Genomic DNA, 20,751 nt, shown 5'->3' with positions numbered 1-20,751 from the left:
GGCGTCCGCACGGCTCATCATCGTGACCGGCCGACCGCCTGTGACAACCTCGGCACAGGCGGCGGACCGGGTGGTACTGGAAAAGCGTTGGTGCTGGGTGTTACTCGACGCCGCGCAGGCTCTCCTTGGCGGCTTCGTAGACCGCGTCCGCGGTCACGCCGTACTCCTTGAAGATGCGCTTGTAGTCGGCGGAGGCGCCGTAGCCCTCGACCGAGACGCTGCGGCCGGCGTCGCCGACGATCTCGCGCCAGCCCAGGGACAGGCCGGCCTCGACCGAGACCCGCGCCTTGACCGTGTGCGGGAAGACGCTGGCCTTGTAGTTGGCGTCCTGCTCGTTGAACCACTCGAAGCAGGGCAACGACACGACCCGGGTGGGGATTCCCTCGGCCTGCAGACGCTCGCGCGCCTCAACGGCCAGCTGAACCTCCGAGCCGGTGCCGACCAGAATGACCTTCGGGTCGCCACCGTCGGCCTCGGCCAGGACGTAACCGCCCCGGGCCACGCCCTCGGCGCCGTTGAAGCCGGGGGCCTCACGGTCGAAGGTGGGCAGGTTCTGGCGGGACAGGATCAGGCCGACCGGACCGGAGTTGCGCTCCAGGTTGGCGCGCCACGCCCAGGCCGTCTCGTTGGCGTCGGCCGGACGCACGATCGAGAGGTTCGGGATCGCCCGCAGCGCGGCCAGGTGCTCGACCGGCTGGTGCGTCGGGCCGTCCTCGCCCAGACCGATCGAGTCGTGGGTCCAGACGTAGGTGACCGGGATGTTCATCAGCGAGGTGAGCCGGACGGCGCCGCGCATGTAGTCGCTGAACTGCAGGAACGTACCGCCGTAGGGGCGGGTGTTGCCGTGCAGCCGGATCCCGGCCAGGATCGAGCCCATCGCGTGCTCGCGGATGCCGAAGTGCAGCGTGCGGCCGTACGGGTTACCGGTCCAGGTGTCGGTGGAACGGTGCGCCGGGACGAACGACGGCTCGCCCTTCATCGTGGTGTTGTTCGACTCGGCCAGGTCGGCCGAACCGCCCCACAGCTCGGGCAGCACCGGGGCCAGGGCGTCCAGGACGGCGCCGGAGGCCTTACGGGTGGAGACGTCCTTGCCGGCCGGGAAGACCGGAAGGGCCTTCTCCCAGCCGTCGGGCAGCCGGCCCGCGGCCAGACGCTCGTGCAGCTGCGCCTGCTCCGGGTTGGCCGCGGCCCACTTCTCGAAGCCCTCGAGCCAGGCGGCCTTCGTCGCCGCGCCCCGCTCGACGGCGCCGCGAACGTGCTTGAACACCTCGGGCGCGATGTAGAAGTCCTCGTCGGCCGGGAAGCCGAGAAGTTCCTTGGTGGCCTTGATCTCGTCCGCGCCGAGCGCGGAACCGTGCGAGGCGCCGGTGCCCTGCTTGGTCGGGGCCGGCCAGGCGATGATGGTGCGCAGCAGGATGATCGACGGCTTCGAGGTCTCGGCCTTGGCCGCCTCGAACGCGTCCCACAGGGCCTTCACGTCTTCGACGTACTCGCCGGTGACGGTCCAGTCGACCTTCTGGACGTGCCAGTTGTAGGCCTCGTAGCGCTTGGCCACGTCCTCGGTGAAGGCGATGTCGGTGTCGTCCTCGATGGAGATGTGGTTCTGGTCGTAGACCACGACCAGGTTGCCCAGCTCCTGGTGACCGGCGATCGAGGAGGCCTCGGCGGTGACGCCCTCCTGCAGGTCGCCGTCCGAGGCGATGACGTACACGTGGTGGTCGAACGGGCTGGCGCCCGCGGCCGCCTGCGGGTCGAACAGGCCACGCTCGCGGCGGGCGGCCATCGCCATGCCCACCGCGGAGGCCAGACCCTGACCCAGCGGGCCGGTGGTGATCTCGACGCCGGCCGTGTGGCCGTACTCGGGGTGCCCGGGGGTCAGCGAGCCCCAGGTGCGCAGGGCCTTCAGGTCGTCCATCTCCAGGCCGTAACCGGCCATGTAGAGCTGGACGTACTGGGTGATGCTGGAGTGCCCGGCCGACAGAACGAAGCGGTCCCGGCCGGCCCAGTTCGGGTCGCTCGGGTCGTGCTTCATGACCTTGTGGTAGAGCATGTAGGCCGCCGGCGCGAGGCTCATGGCCGTGCCGGGGTGACCGTTACCGACCTTCTGCACCGCGTCCGCGGCGAGCAGGCGCACGGTGTCCACCGCGCGCTTGTCCAGGTCGGTCCACTCGAAGGTGGCGCTAGTTGCCGCGGTGTCTGTCACGACGATCTGGGTCCTTCCCTTACATGGTTTTCTCAAGATCGAGCCTAGTCCGGCCCAGGGGGTACAGCTGTTCCAGGCGCGCGTGCACTCTTGCAGGCCGGGCAGCGACCCTGATGTCCGGACAGACCTAACCGTAGGTGAGTGGACTTCCGGCCCTACCCGAGGCGGTACGAAGTGGCGTCGCATCCGACTTCGGAACGCATCCGCCCGGGCTGAACTGGGACAACGCATGATCCCTGGATCCGCCCCGGATCGGTGCGCCCCCAGGGCTGGGGTTACCGTGCAGTTCTGCCGACCTTTGGAGAGCGTTACGGGGTGCCGCCTCATTCCGGGTCCGGGGCCCCGCGTAGAGTGACGCCCGACCGAACTTGAACATCGAGGGAATTGTGACTGCTGTCGAACCTCGCCAAGCGCCGCCTTCGGGGCTGACGGCGCCGCCCAGGCATGTCCCGACCGTGCCGGCGCTGCGGGCCGCCTTCCCGGAGCTGGAGGGGGAGAGCGAGCTCTTCCTGGTCCAGGCCAAGCGCTCGCACAACCTGCGTCGCTCGGTGCTGGCGTACATCGCGCTCACCAAGCCCCGGATCATCGAGCTGCTGCTGGTCACCACGGTGCCGGCGATGATGCTGGCCGAGCGCGGGGTGCCCTCGCTCGGGCTGGTGCTGGCCACGCTGTTCGGCGGCTCGCTGGCCGCGGGCAGCGCCAACGCGCTGAACATGTACATCGACCGCGACATCGACGCGGAGATGAAGCGGACGGTGAAGCGCCCGCTGGTCACCGGCGAGGTCAGCCCGCGCGGCGCACTCACCTTCGGCCTGGCGCTCGGCGCGATCGCCGTCGCGGTGCTGGCGGTGCTGGTCAACGTGCTCTCGGCGGTCCTGGCCCTGGCCGCGATCCTGCTCTACGTGGTCGGCTACACGATGATCCTCAAGCGCCGCACCCCGCAGAACATCGTCTGGGGCGGGGTGGCCGGCTGCCTGCCCACCCTGATCGGCTGGTCGGCGGTCACCAACAGCCTCGGCTGGGCGCCGTTCATCCTGTTCGGCATCGTCTTCCTGTGGACCCCGCCGCACTACTGGCCGCTGTCGATGAAGTACAAGGACGACTACGCCAACGCGGGTGTGCCGATGCTGCCGGTGGTCGCCGACCCCAAGGTCGTCGGCAAGCAGATCGTCATCTACTCCTGGGCCATGGTGCTCTGGTCGTTCCTGCTGATCCCGGCGGCCGACACCGGCTGGGTGTACACCATCGGGGCCACCCTGACCGGTGCCTACTTCCTCTACGAGGCGCACCAGCTGTACGGCCAGGCCAAGCGTGAGGAGCGCGAGCTCAAGCCGATGCGCCTGTTCCACGGCTCGATCACCTACCTGACGGTGATCTTCCTGGCGGTCGCGATCGACCCTCTGCTGCGTTTCTAGCAGCCACCTTTCGTCAAGGGCCCGAGGACGTCCTCGGGCCCTTGGTCGTTTGCGCCCAGTTCCTCAGAGCTTGCGGAAGAGTTGCACCGTGCCCGAGCTGTAGAGCAGTTCGGAGGAGGCGTAGACCTCCGGGGTGATCTTCAGGCCGATCCGGCTGCCGAAGGTGTAGACCACGTGGTCCTCGGTCTGCGAACCGGCCAGGAGCACGTAGTCACCGCGCTTGACCTGGAACGGGAACAAACCAGGGGCAGTGAAGTCGTAGGGGTATGTCGGGTGGTAGCCGTAGGCCGCGGCGAAGTCGGCGAAGTTGACCTTGGAACCCTCCGGAATGTTGTCGCCTACCCACAACACGGCCCTGGTGTCGGCGTCGGTGGGGTAGACCGTGCCGTAGTACGAGCCGGCGTTCTCCAGGCTGAGCTGACGGTGCAGACCCCCGGTGAGCTGCGGCGCCAGACCGGAATAGACCACCAGCAGGACGGCCGGTAGCGCGACCTCTAGCCAGCGCCTGCGCCTCACCCTCGAGAACAGCAGACGTACGGCGACCACCATGGGTATGCCCAGCACCAGGAACGCCTGCATGAAGGCCCGAGGTATGCCGTAGTCCGCGGCCAGGCCCGGCAGGAGCACCTGCAGCCCCACCACGAATGCCGCGGCGAATGCCCAGATCGGGTACAGCACCGGCATCTGCTGGAACCGCTGGCGAATCCGGCGGCTGAACAACAGCAGCAGCGTGCCCACACCGCAGCCCAGCAGGTAGAGCTTGCTGCCCACGCCGTAGTAGAAGAACGACAGCAGGGCTGAGGGATCTACCCCGGTTATAGAGGCCACCCAGCGGCTTGCTGCGGAGACTGGCCGGTCCTCGGTCTCGGCCAGTTCGAGTTCGCGGGCCAGCGCTGGGACATCGGGGTTGTCGACGACCACGCTGGAGGCTACGTACTGCTCCAGTTCGGACTCGGCCCCGGCGTTCGGCTGGCCCAGTGACTGGAGGGCGAGCCCCGGGTCGGCCACCAGTTCGAGGATGCTGGGGGCGGACTTGCCGAGCTTCTGGACCAGGTCGCCAGAGGCCTGGGTGACCGGGCCGAACCAGACTCCCGCCATCAGGACCGTTGCGAGCAGGGCCAGAACGGGAATGTTCGTGCGGTCCTCGGCGGCCGGTTGCCTCTGGCGCAGCCGTCCGACCAGCAGGTACAGGCGGTGCAGCGTGAAGGCGATGATCACCGCGGCCACGAACAGGTATGCGGTGGAGTAATGGGAGACGATCACGCCGCCGGCCATCAGCCCGAACAGCAGCCCGCGACGCCGTTGCACCCAGCCCTCGCCGGTGGTGAACAGGGCGGCCAAGGCCAAGGCGACGAAGACGAAGGCGATCTGCTGGCGGGTGATGAAAGGCACGTCCACGCTGAACGTGGGCAGGCCGACGAACAGGAACGCCACCAGGTAGCCGCCACCCCGGCCGAGGAAGGGCCGGGCCACGGTGAACAACGTGAGCGGAACCACGCAGAACAGCATCTGGTTGACGACCTTGAACACCACTTCGCCCGGCACCCGCAGCAACTCGGTCAGCGAGACCGGCAGCAGGGTCAGGCTCAGGCAGGCGTTGTACGGGTCCCGGTAGGTGCTCACGTCCCAGACCCCCTGCTGGTGCGCCAGCATGAACACCTGGAACTCGTGCTGCAGGTCCTGGCCGCTGGCGTACCAGCTGCGCATCGAGGTGGCCAGCAGCAGCGCCAGCGTGGTCGCGGCGATGACGGTGAGCAGGGTCAGATCGCCCACCCGGTGGCGCAGCAGGAACCCGGCGGGGGCCACCACGACCACCAGGATCAGGGCGCGAATGGCCAGGTCGCTGCTGCCGCCGTTGTTCAGCGTGACGGCTCCGAGCACCGCCAGCACCGCAGCGGCCACGGCGCTCGCCGACAACGCCGGGGCGATCCACCACGGCCCGCGCGGTTTCTCTGCCGCGGAAGGCAACTCGACCGGCGCGGACCGACGTCCAAAAGCGAAACCAAAGGTGACCAGATACCCAAAGTTGAACAGCACCCAGACCGCCGGGGTGTCCAGCGGGCGTTCCTGGCCGGCCAGTTGCGGCAGGAAGTTGGCGCCGAGCCCGACCAGGTACAGAAAGATCACGCTCAGCCCGACCGCGAAAACCCCGTTCACCGCGTTGATCCGGCGCCCGCCCAGGGCCTTCACGATCAGGGCCCCGGGCAGCAGCATCACCGGCAGACCGAGCACCGCGACGATCCCGGTCAGCGACGCGGGCAGGAGCAGCCAGGCCAGGTCCCAGAGGATCAGCGGGACGAGCGCCAGCGCCGTCACGCCAGGGCCTGACGGACGGCCTGACTCATCGCCCGCACCGCGCTGCGGACATCGGAAACGTCGGGTGAGTTCAGGTTCTTGTTCTGCACCGCGCGCAGGGCGGCCGGATCAGCGATCAGCCCGGCCATCGCCGCGGTCAGCGCCGCCTGGTCCTCGGAGGGCACCACCACGCCGCGGGCATCGTCGATGAGCTCGCTGGCACCGGCGGCCGCCGTGACGATCACGGCCAGGCCGTAGTGGATCGCCTCGTTGACCACCAGCCCCCAGCAGTCGTGCCTGGTCGGCAGAACGAGAACATCACTGGCCGAGAACAACTCGGCCTTGCGCTGCCCGTCCACGTATCCCAGGAAGGAGATTCGGGTGTCGCTACCGGCCCTGAGCTTCAAAGCGTTTTCCCGGGGTCCGGACCCGGCGATCAACAGCCGCGCCCGCGGGTCGGTCAGCTCTTGGAAGGCCCGGATCAGCAGGTCGACGTTCTTCCGGTCGGTGAGATAGCCGACGTACAGGAACGTCCGGCCGTCCCGCGAAGGCTGTTCCTGCGCCGGCGGAAGCAGTTCCGGCGGAACTACCTGATGTGTACGGACCACCTTCCCGGCAAAGTCGCTGAGATAGGTGCGGGCAGCTTCGCTGAAAGCCAGAACCACCGTGGCCCGGTTCAGGAACAGCCGCCGGTAGCCGCGGACCAGCCGGGCAAGCCCCGGCACCGGCAACGGAACTGAACGGACGACGTCATCGGTCACCTCCGACCAGACCACCACCGGCCGCCGGCGCAGCCGGGCCAGGAGGAGCCCGGCCAGCGACAGCGGTGCCGTGTCCGGATCGGTGTTGGTGATCAGAGCGTCGAACCGTGATCGCCGCAGGCGGCGAAAACCGCCGGGATTGAGGGCGACCGGTCCCAGCATTGCCGAGGGCAGAACGCGAGCGTCGAACGAGTTGCCGTCGACCGAAGCCTGCCAGAGCCGGTCCTTGCCGGCGCCCTGAGTGAAGAACACCCGCAGGTTCACCTCGGCCGCCAGCTCGCGGAACAGGGCCAGCCGGTACGGGGCGATCATGTTGTGGATCAGGGCGATCCGGGGACGCCGGGCGGCCAGCAGGCTCTGCTCGGTCCGGCGGGCAGCGTCGTCCCAGGTGCTGGTGACCGGCGCCGGCTTCTCGTCAGAGGCCAGAACCTTCCTCAGCTGCTGGGCAATCGAATCCACCCGAGGCTCGGCCAGATTGGACGAACCGACCGTCTGCAGAGCCGCCGGTATCCCGCCCACGTTGGTCCCGATCACCGGGGTACCGCAGGCGCTCGCCTCCAGCAGCACCATGCCGAACCCCTCGGCCATGTTGGTGGAGGGCAGAACGAAGACGTCGGCCGCAGCGTAGTAGGCCGGCAGGTCCTCGTCGGCAACGAAACCGGTGAAGGTCACGTCCAGGCCGAGATTTGCTGCCTGAGAACGATATTCCGGCAGACCGTCGCCGCGCCCGACCACGACCAGCTGCACCCGGGGATTCTCGGCGTGCAGCTCGGCAACCGCCCGCATCAGCAGATCCAGCCCCTTGTGCGCATGGCTGCGGTGCAGCGAGCCGACGAACAGGACGACCTGCCGATCGGGCTGACTGACGGCGCTGGTGTCGACCTGCGGATGGAACCGGCGGGTGTCCACCCCGGGCGCAATCACGTCGACCTTGGCCGAATACTGCTTCAGGAAAGAGGAAGTGGTGGCGTAGCGCTCCGACGTGGTGACGATCCGGTCGGCTCGCTCCAGGGTGCCGTGCCCGAGCAGGCGCCAGTAGGCGGCCACGATCGCCTTCTGCACTCCGGAGTCCTTGGCCAGATCGTTGTGGTAGATCAGCACGAAGGGGGTGCTTCCGGCCGCCCGGGCCGCCAGGTCGGCAATGAAAGGTACTGGGGTATGCGCCATTACCACGTCGGGACGCTCGCGGCCCACCAGCCGCTTGAGCTGCCAGTACCACAGCGGGTTCACCGGTGTGTTGGAGGCCTTGAGCCAGGCTCGCAGCCTGATCACTCCCGGCGAGTTCCCGGTGCCGCTGGTCACCACGACGACCTCATGGCCCTGCGCGATCAGGGCCTGGACGACGTTCAGCGCGTAGTTCTCCAGGCCCCCCACCTGCGGTGCGTAGTAGGGCGCGACCACCATGATCTTCATGTCACTTGTCCTCCGACGCAGGGGATATGGCGTCGCGGACAGCGTCGTACGCGGGTTTGCGGGTGCCGTCGGTGCGCACCAGGCCGAAGAAGTTCTCGATCGAGGACGCGTCGGAGCCGGAGTCCTGGTACGAGTACCAGAACATCGGCCCGGCCCAGGCGATGCGCTGGTACCGCCGGATCGCGTTGCCGGCGATGGTGGCCTGCAGCGGTTCGGAGACATGGCTGACCCCGTCGTAGGGCCGGCGCACGTCCTTCTGGGCCATGTCGGCCGGTCCACCGGTGGGAGCGCCGTATTCGGTTGCCCAGATGCGTTTCTTACCGTCGCCGTAGCTGGACATGATGGTGTGCAGCGCGCTCAGGTCGCTCCAGGCGCCACCGGAATACGCGGTGGCCGGTGAGTACGGGAAGGTGTAGGGGTGATGGGCCACGGCGTCGAAAGAGCCCTGCCCACCGGCCAGGTACACCTGAGCCAGGAACTCCTTGGCCGTCAGGGTGGAGCCGTCCTGCGCTGTTCCGGCCGGAGCCGTGCCGCCGGTGATCACCATCGCGCCCGGATCCACCGCCTTGATCGAGGCGTAGGCGGCCTGCAGCAGGGCGGTGTACCCGGCCGGATCGGGCCGCGGGGCGTAGAACTGGCTCAGGTTCGGCTCGTTCCAGATCTCCCAGGTGCGCAGACCCATTCCGGAGTAGCGGGCGGTGGCGGCGGCCGCGAACGTAGCGAAATCGGCCGCCTCGCGCGGGGCGCAGGCCGGGCCGTTCGTGCAGCCCTCGGCCCGGGCCCACTCCGGCGTGTAGTCGAGAATCGCCAACGGCTGCAGACCTTTGGCGGTCACCGCTGCGACCAGCCGGTCGGGCACGCCCCAGTCGTACTGGCCCGGCCCGGCGGCACCGATCTGACTCCAGTCCAGGTCGAAGCGCACCCAGGTGGCGCCGAGCTCGGCCATTCCCGACAGTTGCTGATCCAGTTCCGGTTCGGTCAGCGAGGGCAGCGAACTTCCGGCGGCAATCCCGAAAGTGTCTGACCCCAGGGGAAACCCAAAACTCTGGTCCGGCAAGACTGAGGCATCCTCAGGGCTGGAGGAGGTACTGATCAGGGTGAGAGCGGCGGTGACGAGCGCGACCAAAGCGGCCAGGACGCCGAGTACGTTCCGGGTCACGGCACGCGCTCCCGGGACGGCCCGATCGGATCTTGGGCGTGCGGTATCTGGCCGGTGCGTGGATCTGCGCGCCGGTGGTGCAGAATCTGAATGGTGACATGGGCTCCGGCGCCGACTGCCGATCCGGTGAGGAAGGCCAGGCCGATGCCCTGCAGCCCGAGCGGCAGGAAAAGGTGCGCGCAGGTCAGGATCACCGCCGTGGTGGCGCCCTGGACCACGATGATCCAGCCGGTGCGCTGCTGCATGTTGAGCATGCTGGTGCACAGCGCGCTCACCCCGAGGAAGATCGTGCTGACGGCCAGGATCTCCAGCAGTCGGGTGCTGCCCTCGGCGTACTCCCGGCCGAAGATGTGCAGCAGGTACGGCCCGGCCAGCAGGGTGATCGCGACCATCGGCACGATGATCGAGAACAGCAGCCGGGCCGCCTTCCAGTGCCTGCGGCGCGCGGGGTCCTCGGCCGCCGAGTTCGAGCCCTCGGCCAGGAAGGCCTGCTCCACCGCCATCGGGACAATGGTCAGGACGTTGGCGATGTTGACCGCCATCGTGTAGTACGCGGCCTCGTGCCCGCCCAGGCGGGCCACGATGATGCTGGGCACGATCTGGGTGGGCAGCCCGGTCAGCAGCAGCCCCACGTAGTTGTTCACCGCGAACCGGCGGGTGCGCCACAACGGCCCGAAGGCCGGCCGGGCCAGGAGCCGGTAGCCGCAGCCGCGTTTCATGTACCAGAGGCTGAGCAGTAGGGCCAGGCAGCCGGCCGCGGTGTAGGCCAGGAAGATCCCCAGCGCCTCGAACCGGACCAGGACCAGGGCCATGATCAACCGGACGGTGCCGAAGACGGTGTAGGCCACGGTGTGGTAGTGCGCCCGGCGGTTGGCGATGAAAACGCTGTCGGTGAGCGAGTTCACCGCGGTGGCGGCGAGCAGCACGCAGAACAGTGTGCCCCGGCCGACGTCGGCGGTGAAGAACGGCAGCGAGGTCGCCAGGGTGGTGCCGACCAGGGCGTACAGCGCGCTGGCGGCCATCGCCACGCCGCCGGCCACCAGCAGCGCGGCGTTGATCTCGGCGCTGGGGGCGCGGGAGTCGGGCAGGAACCGGATCAGGCTGACGTTCAGGCCGAGCATGCTGATGTTGGAGACCAGCAGCGAGATCGAGATGACGGCGGAGGCCATCCCGATCTCCTCGGTCGGGTACAGCCGGGCCACGAAGATCCAGAAGACGAAGCCCAGCACCGACATGATGCCGGTGCTGGCCATCAGGAAGACCGCGTTGCGGAACAGGCTGTCCTCGGCGAACCGCCGGGCCAGCCGGGCGATCCGGCCGCTCACGGGCTCCCCTCGGCAATCGTCGCCTCCAGGCCGGCCGCCAGCACCAGGTTGCGCGCCCGCAGCCCGGCGATCACCCGGGGCAGCACGTTCAGGGTGTTCTCGGCGTGCAGGTGGAAGAGGATCACCGAGCCGGGCCGGGCCTCACGCACCACCTTGGCGTGGATGTAGTCCTCGCTGACGCCCTGCCAGTCGTCGGAATCCACGCTCCAGTAGGCGATCTGGTAGCCCTTGTCGTGGGCCAGGGCCCGGACCTCGTTGTTGTACCGGCCCATCGGCGGGCGTAGCAGCCGGCCCGGCACGCCCTTCAGGATCTCCTCCTCGCGCTGCGTCGGGGGCAGGGCGATCAGGTCCTGGTGCGAGTAGGTGTGGTTGCCCAGGACGTGCCCGGCCCGGCTGATCTCGGCGAGAAGCCCGGGATGCTGCTCGGCCCAGTCACCGACCAGGAAGAACATCGCCCGGACCTGGTGCTCGGCGAGGATCTGCAGCACCCGCTCCACCTGTTCCGGCGAGCCGTGGTCGTCGAAGGTCAGCCAGACCTCGGGACCTTCCTGGTGGGCGTGCTTCTCGGCGTCGGTGACCCCGATCCTGCGCATGGTGACGGTTCTGGTCAGCCAGGATCTCAGCGGGGCGTAACCGGCCACCCGGGGTTTGCGCTGCAGGTATCCACGTAACAGCCCAGCGACCACGGCAGATTCCTCCAGTAGCTGCAGATACGGGTAGAGCAGAGGGTGCGGCCGGCGGCTCTGCCAGGCCCGGTGCGCCCACCACGGGTACAGCAGCTGGGGCGTCAGCAACGCATAGAGCGGTGCTGCGATCCACAGATGCCGGTCGAACCAGGCCAGCCCCAGGGTGCCCAGCAGGACGACGAACGGGGTGGGGAAGATCGGCGGCACGAAACCGTTGCGGCGGTAGTAGGCCAGGGTCACCGGGCCGCGCCTCAGTGCGCGGCGGACCATCCGCAGGGCCGTCATGTGCGGTTCGTGCGCCACCACAGCCCCCGCGACCGAGACCAGACGTGCCCCGGGACGTCTCAGCTTGATCCGCCGGCACAGATCGGTGTCCTCGACCCCGCTCATCGTCTCGTCCCACCCGCCGACCGAGCGCAGTACATCGGTACGGAAGGCCGCGTTCCCGCCGTAGATCTCGGCCACCTCAACGATCTCGCCGGGGGCCGGCGGCGCGGTCCGGTTCTGTCTGAGGTACGACAGCAATCGGGTCCCCAGGGAGTGCCCGGGACTGCTGGAGGACAATGGGGGAGTGCCCGATTCCTTGGCCGCCAGGTAACGGGCCATCGGATTGGTGCGGGACACCGTAGCCCGCAGGACCCCGCCGGCACCCACCACGTCCGTTGATCGAAAGCCCTTGGCCAGTTCACGTAACCAGTCCGGATCGGCCACGCAGTCGTCGTCCAGGCCGACGACCACGTCCCCGACCGCCAGCTCCAGCCCGGCGTTGCGGGCCGCCGCCACTCCGCGGTTGACCGGCAGCCGCCGGTACCGGGCCCGGAAGGGGCGCACCACCGGCGAAAGGTCCTGAGCCGAGCCGTCGTCCACGACGATGACCTCGAACCGCTCGGCCGGGTAGGTCTGCTGCTCCAGCGACTGCAGCGTGCGGCCCAGCGTGGCCAGGCCGTTGTAGCTGGGCACGATCACGCTGAAGAAGACGCTCATCGCCGGGCCCAGGTGCGGATCGTCTGCCCTCCGGCCAGTTCCACCTGCAGCCGGACCGGTTCGCCGCCCTTGGGCAGGACCAGCCCGCTCACCGTGACGTCGAACGTGGCGGCGTCCTGGATCAGCGGCGTGGTGCCCTGCTGCTGGGTGCGGCCGTTCACCGTGACCACGTACGAGTAGGCGCTGGGGCGTCCTTCGGCGTTGCGGATGGTGAATGACATCGTGACCTTCCCGTCGGGCCCGTCGTGAATGGTCGTGGTCCGGGTGGAGTCGGTGAAGTACAGCTCGGTGAAGGTCTGCGGCTGGCGGGTGAGGGCCGGGCGCAGCGGCTGGCCGAGGGTCAGCAAAGCCAGGAGGAGAAGGACCACCGCGACGAACACGCACCCGGCCGGCCACCGGCGCGGCGGCCGCGGGGAGGGTTCGGATGCACGGCCCACGAGGCCCTGATCGTAACCGCGTACTTCCGGCAGTTGGGGCAGAACGGCCGAATTGCCGGTCCCACGCTCATTCACCGGTGCGGACGGCCACCGGCGGGGTGGCTCCGAGCAGCGTGTGGATCGACCCGGCGAGCCGGTCGGCGATCGTTTCCCAGTCGCTGTCGGCCACCCCGGCCCGGGCTGCCGCCCGCATCGGCGCTCCGGCGCTCAGCACCTGGGCGATTCCCTCGGCCACCGCAGCTGCCTGCGCCGGGCCGACCACCCCGTTCACCCCGGGCTGCACCAGCCGGCGTGCCTCGTTGTCCGGGTGCGACGACGTGACCACCGGCGTGCCGCAGGCCAGGGCCTCCAGCGCGACCATGCCGAAACCCTCACGTTCCGAAGGGAAAGCCAGCACCCGGGCGGCCTTGATCAGCCCGAGCAGCTCCAGCCGGTCCGGCACCGGAGGCCGGAACTCCACCCGCTCGGCCACCCCGAGGTTCAGCGCCAGGGCCTGAAGGCGCGCCAGCTCCGGACCCTGGCCGAGCACCAGCAGCCGCAGGCCCGGCAGTTGCGCGAGCGCCTCGAGCACCACGTCGACCTTCTTGTGCGCCAGCAGCCGGCCGACACACAGCACATCGCTGGGCTCACCGGCCGGCGCCGCGGTGATGTGCTGCAGGTCGAGCCCGTTGGGCACCACGCTCACCCCGCCGCGCTCACCCCGCAGCACTCGGATCCGCTCCGCCGTCCCTTCCGAGGCCGCGAAGATGTGGTCGGGCAGGCGTACCGCGTAGGCCTCGATCGCGGCGGCGATCACCCCGGCCGGCCCGAGGTACTGACGCCAGTAGTCCCGGCCCCAGAGCTCGTGCCAGGTCACCAGGAGCGGCTTGCGCCGGATCAGGGCGACGAGCTTGAGCGGGAACAGTTGCAGGAACGGGATGGCGTCGGCCTCGAGCGCGTCGAACCGGCGCAGCAGCAACCGCATCGAGCAGAGCGCGAACACCACGGCCTGCAGCACCGAGCGCCGCTCACCCCGGTACAGCGGCAGCATCGGACTCAGCGCATGCAGGGCCACCCCGTCGTGGACCGGATCCGGGCCGGACCCCCACCACTTCATCGTGTAGAGGTCGATCTGCAGTCCGGAACGGGCCAGGCGCGGCAGCAACGCTGCGTACCGCGCCTCCTTTCCTCCGGTGTGATAGGGCATCACGGCGTCACTGACCACGGCGAGTCTGGGCATGAGCTCAGTCCGCCAGCGCCTGGGGAAACGCGGCCGGTGGCTCGGTGCTCTCGCGCCGGATGGCTTCCGGTGGTTCCATCCGCAGAGCGATCGGACGCTCGGCGCGCGGTGGTGCCGCGGCGAACCGGACCCGAGCCAGAACGACCAGGCAACGGACGCCGTCGCGCCAGTTGATCTTCTTGCCCTGGCCGTGGGTGCGGGAGTAGTAGTGCACCGGCACCTCGAACGGCCGGTGGCCGCTGCGCAGCACCTTGGCGGTGATCTCGGTGTCCAGGCCGAACCCGGCCTCGGACAAGGACATCTGGCGCAGCAGGGGCAGCGGCACCAGCTTGATGCAGGTGTGCATGTCGCTGAGCGCGCTGTCGTAGAGCACGTTGGCCGCCAGCGTGGTGGCCAGGTTGCCGATCTTGTAGCGGAACGACTGGTACACGGTGTTCCAGCCGAACAGCCGCGGGCCGTAGACCACGGTGGCCACTCCGCTGACCACCGGGGCCAGGACCTGGCTGATGTCCTCGGCCCGGTACTCCAGGTCGGCGTCGAACGGCAGCAGGTAGTTCCCGCGGGCGGCCTGGATGGCGGTGCGCAGCGCCGCGCCCTTACCCCGGTTGACCTGGTGCCGCAGCACCCGCAACCGGGGGTCGGAGATCGTGCTCAAGGCCTGGGCGGTGCCGTCGGTGCTGCCGTCGTCCACGACGATCAGCTCGACCGGGCACGGGTAGGCGGCCGAGAGCACCTCGTTCACGGCGGTCCGGATGGTGGCGGCCTCGTTGTACGCGGGCATCGCGATGGTCAGCCACAGACCGTGGCCCGACCCCCAGGCCGTTTCCCCCGGATCCACGGGCCGGACGGGTGTCCCGTTGTCGCTGACGATGCGCACACCGGCGCGATGGGCTGAGTTCGTCACTGGAATCCTTCAGGTGTGAAGTAAAGGCCAGGGCGCTGGGAACCGTTCCGGTCGGGGCGGAGTCGGTTCTCCGGCTACTCGCCAACTACCCGGCGTGCGACATCGCCACGGTCGGGCAGAAAAAGTTTTATCAGCCGAATTGGCCGAACCGTGACCCTTTGTCGGAATCACCATGAGGCGCCCCGGCGGCCGCGATCGCAGCCGGAACGCTGGGTTCACCGTGTGGTTTCCGAGCGTTCCCACAACTTCTCGCAACAATTAACAGCCTTCGAGGTTTTAGGCCGAACTTAACGATGCTTGAAGTGGGTGGAAGCACCTGGCCCGCTAGGCTGCGGACTCTGGCCGGCGCGGGCGAAATATTCCCGGCAGGTTCGCTTTGGTGCAGTTTGGCGATCTTGGCCTGCGGGTTCACCGCACCCCGGGACGCATTCCGGCGCTCGCCGAAAAGGCGCCACAAAATGGTGTCAGAATAAGACGGATGAATACTCTCTTAACGATCCGCGAGACGGCCGACGCAGGCCGGCCGGATTCTTTACGGGAGGCCTCGCGAATCATTGGCCTTTCCCCGCACTTGAGGTGAGTTGTCCGGAACGGGCGCCCACAACGTCCTCAATCAACAAGGCTGGGGTGCGTTCGGGCCGGAACCCCTCGCTCTCAGCAGTCCTGGGCCGGGCCGGACTCGGCCGACTGGGTGTAAGACACGCTGGAGCCACAGATTCGGTGACGCTGTGTACTTGAGTCCGCAGCGGCCCGGCCGAACAACAGGGCATGAGGAAGTCACAGGGTGCCGAAACAGCTCGGCCGGTACCGCTGCTGGTTCCTCTCCTCGGGCTCCTCGGGCTGGCCGCGCTGGCCGGTCTGACCGACCTGCAGCAGTGGTTGCTGCTGGTCGGCACGTGGATGGCCGTGGGCGCGACGCTCGTCGGGATCGGGTGGTACCGGCCCGCCGAACGGATCGCCTGGGGCCTGGTCGCGGGCATGCTGGCGTTGTGGGGCGGTGCAGGTCTGGTCGACCTGCTGGTGAGCCCGGCGGTTGCGGAGGGCGCCGCACTGAGTGCGGTGCTGCAGCTCGCCGGGCAGGCGTGTGCGATCGGCATCGTGATCCGGCTGTCCTGGATCCGGCGCCGCCGGGAAAGTCTTAGTGCAACTGGTGTTTCGAGTGAGCCGCCGGCCGTGGAGCAATCGCGGTCGGCGTTCTTCCCGGGCGCCGACGAGGAGTTCGGCCGGTCTCGTGACCGGCTGCACCGGTCGCTGCGGAGATATGGCGACCTGCTGCTTCTCGTCGGCGTCTTCGGGGTGGTGATCGCCCAGGTGATCACCGGCGTCCGGGCGCTGCCGGCCGGCGGGTCCCTCGCCGCGGCAGTGGTCCCGATCGTCGACGTGGTGCTGACCGGCCTGCTGGCCCGCTTCCTCCTCTCCCGGGAAAGGTTGCCCCGCGCCCTGGTGATCGGCTTCGTCGGCGCCTTCGTGATCGTCGCGAACGATGTGCTGAAGGTGATCGGTACCGGCGGCCGGGCCCCGGTCCCCGACGTGCTCGCCGACATCACGGCGGCCGTGGCGGTCGGCCTGTTCGTCTGGGCTCCGCTGGAACCTTCGATGCGCCTGTCCTTCCAACCCGAGACGCTGATGCGCCGGCGGTCCGAATCCGCCCGGCTGCTCGCTCTCGTCCCGCTGGCCGCGGTGCCGGCGTTGCTCTACATCATCGACGCCCCCGGCGCCGGGCAGCTTCCGCCGCTGGTCTACGTGCTTGTCGGCGTGCTGGTGGCGCTGGTCGCCCTGATCCGTGGCGCCTTTGCGGTGCTGGACACCGAACTCCTGGCCGACCGCGACTGGTACACCGGTCTGCTGAACCGCCGCGGCATGGCCAAGGCGCTGCGCGACCTGGAGATCGACCCGGCCCGGCCGTGGCAGCTGGCGCTGTTCGACCTTGACGACTTCAAGCAGATCAACGACACCTTCGGGCACTACGCAGGGGACGAGGTCCTGGTCACCCTGGCCCGTCGGCTGCGGGGCACGGTCTCCCCGGAGGCCTTCATCGTGCGCCCCGGCGGCGACGAGTTCGTCCTGGTGCTGCCGCCCGGGCATGCCGCGGTCGAGACCGTGCGCGATCAGGTCCTGGCCGAGCCGTTCATCGTGGCCGGCCTGGAGATGCCGGTGCGCACCAGCATCGGCGTCACCGACCTGACCGGGGAACGGGACCTGGCCGAGGTGTGCACCGAGATCGACATCGCCCTGTACGCGGCCAAGGACGCGGGCCGCAACACCGTCGTGCACTACGACCCGAAGCAGCGCGAGCAGGTGCTCGGCCGCCAGCAACTGCTCACCGACCTGCGCCGCACCCTGGACGGAGACGTCACCGCCGGGCACTTCGAGGTCTACTACCAGCCCCTGGTCGAGCTGGGCACCGGCCTGATCACCGGCTGCGAGGCACTGATGCGCTGGCGGCACGCCGAGCGCGGGATGATCCGGCCCGACGACTTCTTCTCGCTGGCCGAGACCAGTGGCCTGGCCGGGGAACTGGACCGCTGGGTGCTGCTGGACGCGCTGAGCCAGGTGGCCGAGTGGGAGGACGAGGGCATCGGCTCGATCTACGTCAGCGTGAACCTGGGCCGCACCAGCATGCTCGACCCGGCGCTGGCCGACGTGACGCTGGAGTACCTGCGCTTCACCGGGGTGCAGCCTTCCCAGCTGCACCTGGAGATCACCGAGCACGACGAGCTGCCGCCCGAGGCGGGTGCGCTGACCCTGGCGCTGCTCACCGAGGCCGGCGTGCGGGTCAGCCTGGACGACTTCGGGATCGGCTACACGTCATTGAGCTACTTGCACCGCTACCCGGTGCGTCAGCTGAAGCTGGACCGTTCGATCACCAGCAACCTGCAGACGGCGCCGAGCTCTCCGTTGCTGGAGGGGATCGTCGCGATGGCCAAGTCACTGCAGGTGGACGTGGTGGCCGAGGGGATCGAGACCGAGCCGCAGCGCGAGCGGCTGGCTGATCTGGGGATCGCATACGGGCAGGGGTATCACCTGTGCCGCCCGCAGCCCGCCGACTGCATGACCAACCTGCTTCGGGACGCCGGCCCGGCCCGGCTGATCTCCTTCGCCCGTCCGGACGAGGTAGAGGTCGAGGTCACCCTGCCCGCCTGAAATCTAGGCGGGCTGCACAGTGGCCAGGTAGCGGTGCTCGGTGGTCCCGTACTGCCGCCGCAGGTGATACCCCTCCGGGCTGTCGTCCAGCCCGACGGTCAGGTACTTGGCTTCCCTGGGCACCTGGGCCGTACCCCCACGGACGTGGGCGAACCAGAACTCGCTGCCCGGCAGTTCGGTGTCCTTGCGTAAAGCCTCGACGATCTCGGTCATCGGGAATCGGCCCCGGGTGTCGGTGAAGCGCTCGCCGATCGCCTCCGGGAAGTCGTCCTCGCAGGTCAGGAACCCGGCCGAGGTCCCGAAGATGTTGCGGATGTCCCGCTCGGCGGTACCGGCGCCGGCCGGGTCGGTGCTGGCGTAGAACGACATGCCCGCGTTCATGATCACTCCGGTTCTCTCGGCTGCTCTGCTGGTGTCTCGGCATGTCGATCACCTCGGCTGACCGCTGGGAACTGCGTAATTGAGGACGCCCGGCGCGCCTGGTCGGCGATGGCTCACTCGAGTAGGCCATGCCTTTGCAGAAGAGCCGGGCCGACCTTGCGGTAGGTCGCAGGGTCGACCGGGAGCAGCCATTGGCGCGCCTTGGTGAGCGGACCGACGTCCAAAAGCAGGTCTTGCAGCACTTCGTGGATGTTGTGCATGGAGAACGGGATCACGCTGGTGCCGCGCGCGTGCTTGCCCTCGCTGAAGGTCTCCATCCAGCGCAGTTGCTCGATGGTCTGAGCTCGCCGGGCGGAGGGGGTGGGCAGGCTGAGCGAACCGAGCAGATGAGCGGCGATCCAGGCCGCGGCCATCTCCGCACCCAGCGGGCTGAAGAACGAGGAGTTGTAGCCGGCGAAGGTCAACTGCGGGACGTCGGGCGGCAGAATGTGGCGGTACAGCACGAAATTCCCCCGCGTGTCCTGGATCTGAGCGGTCAGGGCGGGGGAGAGGAACGGCACCTGCTGGTCGAAGCCGGTGCCGCAGACGATCAGGTCGGCCGGAATGGTGTGGCCGGTGGCCAGTCTGGCGCTCGGCCGGCCCTCGACCGCGCACAGTTCGGTGATCTGGGCGTCGCGGTGCACCCGGAGCCGGCCGTCGGCCACCCGCTCGAAGAAGCCTTCGGTGACCAGACTGACCGTGCTGCGGGCGATGTCGCTGAACGGGCCGTGCGGCACCAGGCCCAGGCGCTGCAACCCGAGCTGACGCACGATCAGGTGCTGCACGGGACCGAACAGGGTGCTGCCCGAGTTCCGCGCGTGCAGGAACTTCTCGAACGAGGTGGGCCGGATGTAGGGGAACAGGCCCTCGCCCATCCGGGTCAGCAGCAGGTACTTGTAGTTCAGCACCCGGGCCAGCCGGCGGGGCATCTTCCAGAGCAGCCGGCGGGCCACCACGGCGGTGCTGCGGGCCACGTCGCTGATCGCCACGGCCACGTCGCAGGCCGACTTGCCGTAGCCGACCACTACCACGTGCCGGCCGCGGGCGTCGTCCAGATCGGCGAAATCCTGTGCTGCGCAGATCTTTCCCCCGGCGGCCTCGAACTCGCCACGGCCGGGGTACACCGGGATCGCCGGGCGCGAGAAGATGCCGTTGGCGATCACCAGATGATCGAAGGTGCTCTGCTCCGGCCGGCCCGCGGGCTGGGTGGTCAAGGTCCACCGGTCGTCCTCGAGGTCGGCCGAGACCACCCGCGTGCTCAGCCGCAGCGCCGGGCTCAGACCGAACCCGGCTGCGTAGCTCTCCAGATATTGCTGAACCTGCTCACCCGAGGGCCATTGCGGATAGTGCGCGGGCATCGGCAACTCGGAGAAGGCGTAGGTGCGTTTGTCGTTCTGGGTGCGCAGGCCCGGATATCGCCGGGTCCGGCTCCACACCCCGCCGACATCCGGCGCCTGCTCGAACACCGTGACCTGGAAACCGCAGCGAAGCAGCATCCGCGCCGTACTCAGACCCGCGTAACCGGCTCCCACAATGGCGACCCGCATCGTGACCCCCGCCTCACTCTCCACTGGTGAGCCGACCGTAGTGCGCCGGTCTCGGGCGAACGCCTGGTTTCCGTTAAACCGGCCGATCAGGCCCGGGAGAACGCGGTGTACGGTCGGGCCATGCGTCTTCCTACTGCAGCAGTCACCGCAGGTTCGCTGATCGGCGGATGGCAGGTCGCCCGCCGCACCGGGATCCGTCCGTTGGGCGGGGCGGTGCTCGCCGTGGGCGGGGTCGTGGCTGGGCGGGAATGGGCGCGCACCACCAACGCCGCCACCACCGGCGCGCTGGTCGCCACCTACCTCGGGGCCTTCGGCCTGTCCCACCCGCTGGCCAAGAAGATCGGCGCCTGGCCGTCGGTACTGGCCGTCTCCGCTGCCACGGCTGCGGTTTCGTACGCGGCCGCCGACCGGCGCGCGGGCCGCTGATCACCCTCGACGGGCGGGGCATGCTCTGCGTGCGGCTGCTGATCAAGCTGCGCGGGGTCGTCGCCCCGGCCGAACCGGGCACGGTGGTGCAGGTGCTGACCACCGACCCGGCGGCCCCGATCGACCTGCCCGCCTGGTGCCATCTGACCGGGCACGAATATCTCGGGCTGGTGCACGAGCATCCGGATCATGCGGTGCACGCGCTGCGGGTGGTCGCCGATGCCCGGGCCACCCGGCCGGACCGGCCCTGGCACCTGGAGCGCGATTCCGGCCGGGATTCGCAGTAAGCATTCGGTGGCTACTCGTGTTCTTCCGGTATTCGGTGTGCTTGGTCGAGTTCCCCGGCCCGGCTTCGCCGTTCGTTCGGCGGTGACCGGTCTTGGGCCGTCCGGGTGAATGCCGAGTTGCCGAAT

15 protein-coding genes are annotated in these 20,751 nt (G+C 68.9%); 4 read left to right on the top strand and 11 right to left on the bottom strand.

The annotated features are described in order from the left end of the window. Window positions 1-100: 100 nt before the first annotated feature. Window positions 101-2,203, bottom strand: coding sequence for a transketolase (gene tkt / locus LR394_RS10310; RefSeq protein ID WP_231440471.1), 2,103 nt, complete (start codon window positions 2,201-2,203; stop codon window positions 101-103). A gap of 509 nt (window positions 2,204-2,712) precedes the next feature. Here tkt and LR394_RS10305 point away from each other — a divergent pair. Further along, the gene (locus LR394_RS10305) at window positions 2,713-3,618 is read left to right on the top strand and encodes a heme o synthase (RefSeq protein ID WP_407937018.1); all 906 of its coding nucleotides are present in this window, start codon (window positions 2,713-2,715) and stop codon (window positions 3,616-3,618) included. 63 nt (window positions 3,619-3,681) lie between these two features. Here LR394_RS10305 and LR394_RS10300 read toward each other — a convergent pair whose 3' ends face one another. From LR394_RS10300 to LR394_RS10265, 8 genes are all read right to left on the bottom strand, one after another. Next, window positions 3,682-5,934, bottom strand: a complete 2,253-nt coding sequence (locus LR394_RS10300; protein WP_231440469.1) for a hypothetical protein — start codon at window positions 5,932-5,934, stop codon at window positions 3,682-3,684. Then, the gene (locus LR394_RS10295; RefSeq protein WP_231440468.1) at window positions 5,931-8,087 is read right to left on the bottom strand and encodes a glycosyltransferase family 4 protein; all 2,157 of its coding nucleotides are present in this window, start codon (window positions 8,085-8,087) and stop codon (window positions 5,931-5,933) included. Before LR394_RS10295 ends, LR394_RS10300 begins: the two co-directional genes overlap by 4 nt. Window position 8,088: 1 nt before the next feature. Further along, complete coding sequence (locus LR394_RS10290; RefSeq protein WP_231440467.1) at window positions 8,089-9,246, bottom strand: glycoside hydrolase 5 family protein; 1,158 nt, start codon at window positions 9,244-9,246, stop codon at window positions 8,089-8,091. Beyond that, window positions 9,243-10,571: a lipopolysaccharide biosynthesis protein gene (locus tag LR394_RS10285; RefSeq protein ID WP_231440466.1), complete on the bottom strand. Its 1,329-nt coding sequence runs from the start codon at window positions 10,569-10,571 to the stop codon at window positions 9,243-9,245. Before LR394_RS10285 ends, LR394_RS10290 begins: the two co-directional genes overlap by 4 nt. Next, window positions 10,568-12,241 (bottom strand): glycosyltransferase, encoded by a 1,674-nt coding sequence (locus LR394_RS10280; RefSeq protein WP_231440465.1) that lies wholly within the window; start codon window positions 12,239-12,241, stop codon window positions 10,568-10,570. The genes LR394_RS10285 and LR394_RS10280 overlap by 4 nt, the downstream gene beginning before the upstream one ends. Continuing rightward, complete coding sequence (locus LR394_RS10275) at window positions 12,238-12,678, bottom strand: hypothetical protein (protein WP_231440464.1); 441 nt, start codon at window positions 12,676-12,678, stop codon at window positions 12,238-12,240. The genes LR394_RS10280 and LR394_RS10275 overlap by 4 nt, the downstream gene beginning before the upstream one ends. Window positions 12,679-12,745: 67 nt before the next feature. Then, window positions 12,746-13,897, bottom strand: coding sequence for a glycosyltransferase family 4 protein (locus LR394_RS10270; RefSeq protein WP_231440463.1), 1,152 nt, complete (start codon window positions 13,895-13,897; stop codon window positions 12,746-12,748). Between the two features lie 4 nt (window positions 13,898-13,901). Continuing rightward, entirely contained in the window at window positions 13,902-14,801 is a 900-nt protein-coding gene (locus LR394_RS10265; protein ID WP_231440462.1) for a glycosyltransferase family 2 protein, read from the bottom strand. A gap of 768 nt (window positions 14,802-15,569) precedes the next feature. On the opposite strand from LR394_RS10265, the gene LR394_RS10260 reads away from it, so the two are divergent. Further along, window positions 15,570-17,945, top strand: coding sequence for a putative bifunctional diguanylate cyclase/phosphodiesterase (locus tag LR394_RS10260; protein WP_231440461.1), 2,376 nt, complete (start codon window positions 15,570-15,572; stop codon window positions 17,943-17,945). A gap of 3 nt (window positions 17,946-17,948) precedes the next feature. On the opposite strand, the gene LR394_RS10255 is transcribed toward LR394_RS10260, so the two are convergent. Together LR394_RS10255 and LR394_RS10250 are read right to left on the bottom strand one after the other, a co-directional pair. After that, window positions 17,949-18,326 (bottom strand): hypothetical protein, encoded by a 378-nt coding sequence (locus LR394_RS10255; RefSeq protein WP_231440460.1) that lies wholly within the window; start codon window positions 18,324-18,326, stop codon window positions 17,949-17,951. 113 nt (window positions 18,327-18,439) lie between these two features. Then, window positions 18,440-19,912: a flavin-containing monooxygenase gene (locus tag LR394_RS10250; RefSeq protein ID WP_231440459.1), complete on the bottom strand. Its 1,473-nt coding sequence runs from the start codon at window positions 19,910-19,912 to the stop codon at window positions 18,440-18,442. A 120-nt stretch (window positions 19,913-20,032) separates the two neighbouring features. Here LR394_RS10250 and LR394_RS10245 point away from each other — a divergent pair, with 120 nt between their 5' ends. Both LR394_RS10245 and LR394_RS10240 read left to right on the top strand, forming a co-directional pair. After that, the gene (locus LR394_RS10245) at window positions 20,033-20,338 is read left to right on the top strand and encodes a hypothetical protein (protein ID WP_231440458.1); all 306 of its coding nucleotides are present in this window, start codon (window positions 20,033-20,035) and stop codon (window positions 20,336-20,338) included. Continuing rightward, window positions 20,260-20,625, top strand: a complete 366-nt coding sequence (locus tag LR394_RS10240) for a sulfurtransferase TusA family protein (protein ID WP_269328952.1) — start codon at window positions 20,260-20,262, stop codon at window positions 20,623-20,625. The genes LR394_RS10245 and LR394_RS10240 overlap by 79 nt, the downstream gene beginning before the upstream one ends. Window positions 20,626-20,751: the final 126 nt, after the last annotated feature.

Origin of the sequence: Kineosporia babensis (genome assembly GCF_021129305.1) — a bacterium.
GTDB lineage: Bacteria > Actinomycetota > Actinomycetes > Actinomycetales > Kineosporiaceae > Kineosporia > Kineosporia babensis.
The sequence above is the reverse complement of the archived record's forward strand: the minus strand, read 5'-3'. Positions and strand labels throughout refer to the sequence as shown.

Bases quoted from the DNA above. Each gene is read 5' to 3' on its own strand.
- LR394_RS10295 (WP_231440468.1), bottom strand. From the start codon at position 8,087: ATGAAGATCATGGTGGTCGCGCCCTACTACGCACCGCAGGTGGGGGGC.
- LR394_RS10280 (WP_231440465.1), bottom strand. From the start codon at position 12,241: ATGAGCGTCTTCTTCAGCGTGATCGTGCCCAGCTACAACGGCCTGGCC.
- LR394_RS10270 (WP_231440463.1), bottom strand. From the start codon at position 13,897: ATGCCCAGACTCGCCGTGGTCAGTGACGCCGTGATGCCCTATCACACC.
- LR394_RS10260 (WP_231440461.1), top strand. From the start codon at position 15,570: ATGAGGAAGTCACAGGGTGCCGAAACAGCTCGGCCGGTACCGCTGCTG.
- LR394_RS10255 (WP_231440460.1), bottom strand. From the start codon at position 18,326: ATGAACGCGGGCATGTCGTTCTACGCCAGCACCGACCCGGCCGGCGCC.
- LR394_RS10250 (WP_231440459.1), bottom strand. From the start codon at position 19,912: ATGCGGGTCGCCATTGTGGGAGCCGGTTACGCGGGTCTGAGTACGGCG.
- LR394_RS10245 (WP_231440458.1), top strand. From the start codon at position 20,033: ATGCGTCTTCCTACTGCAGCAGTCACCGCAGGTTCGCTGATCGGCGGA.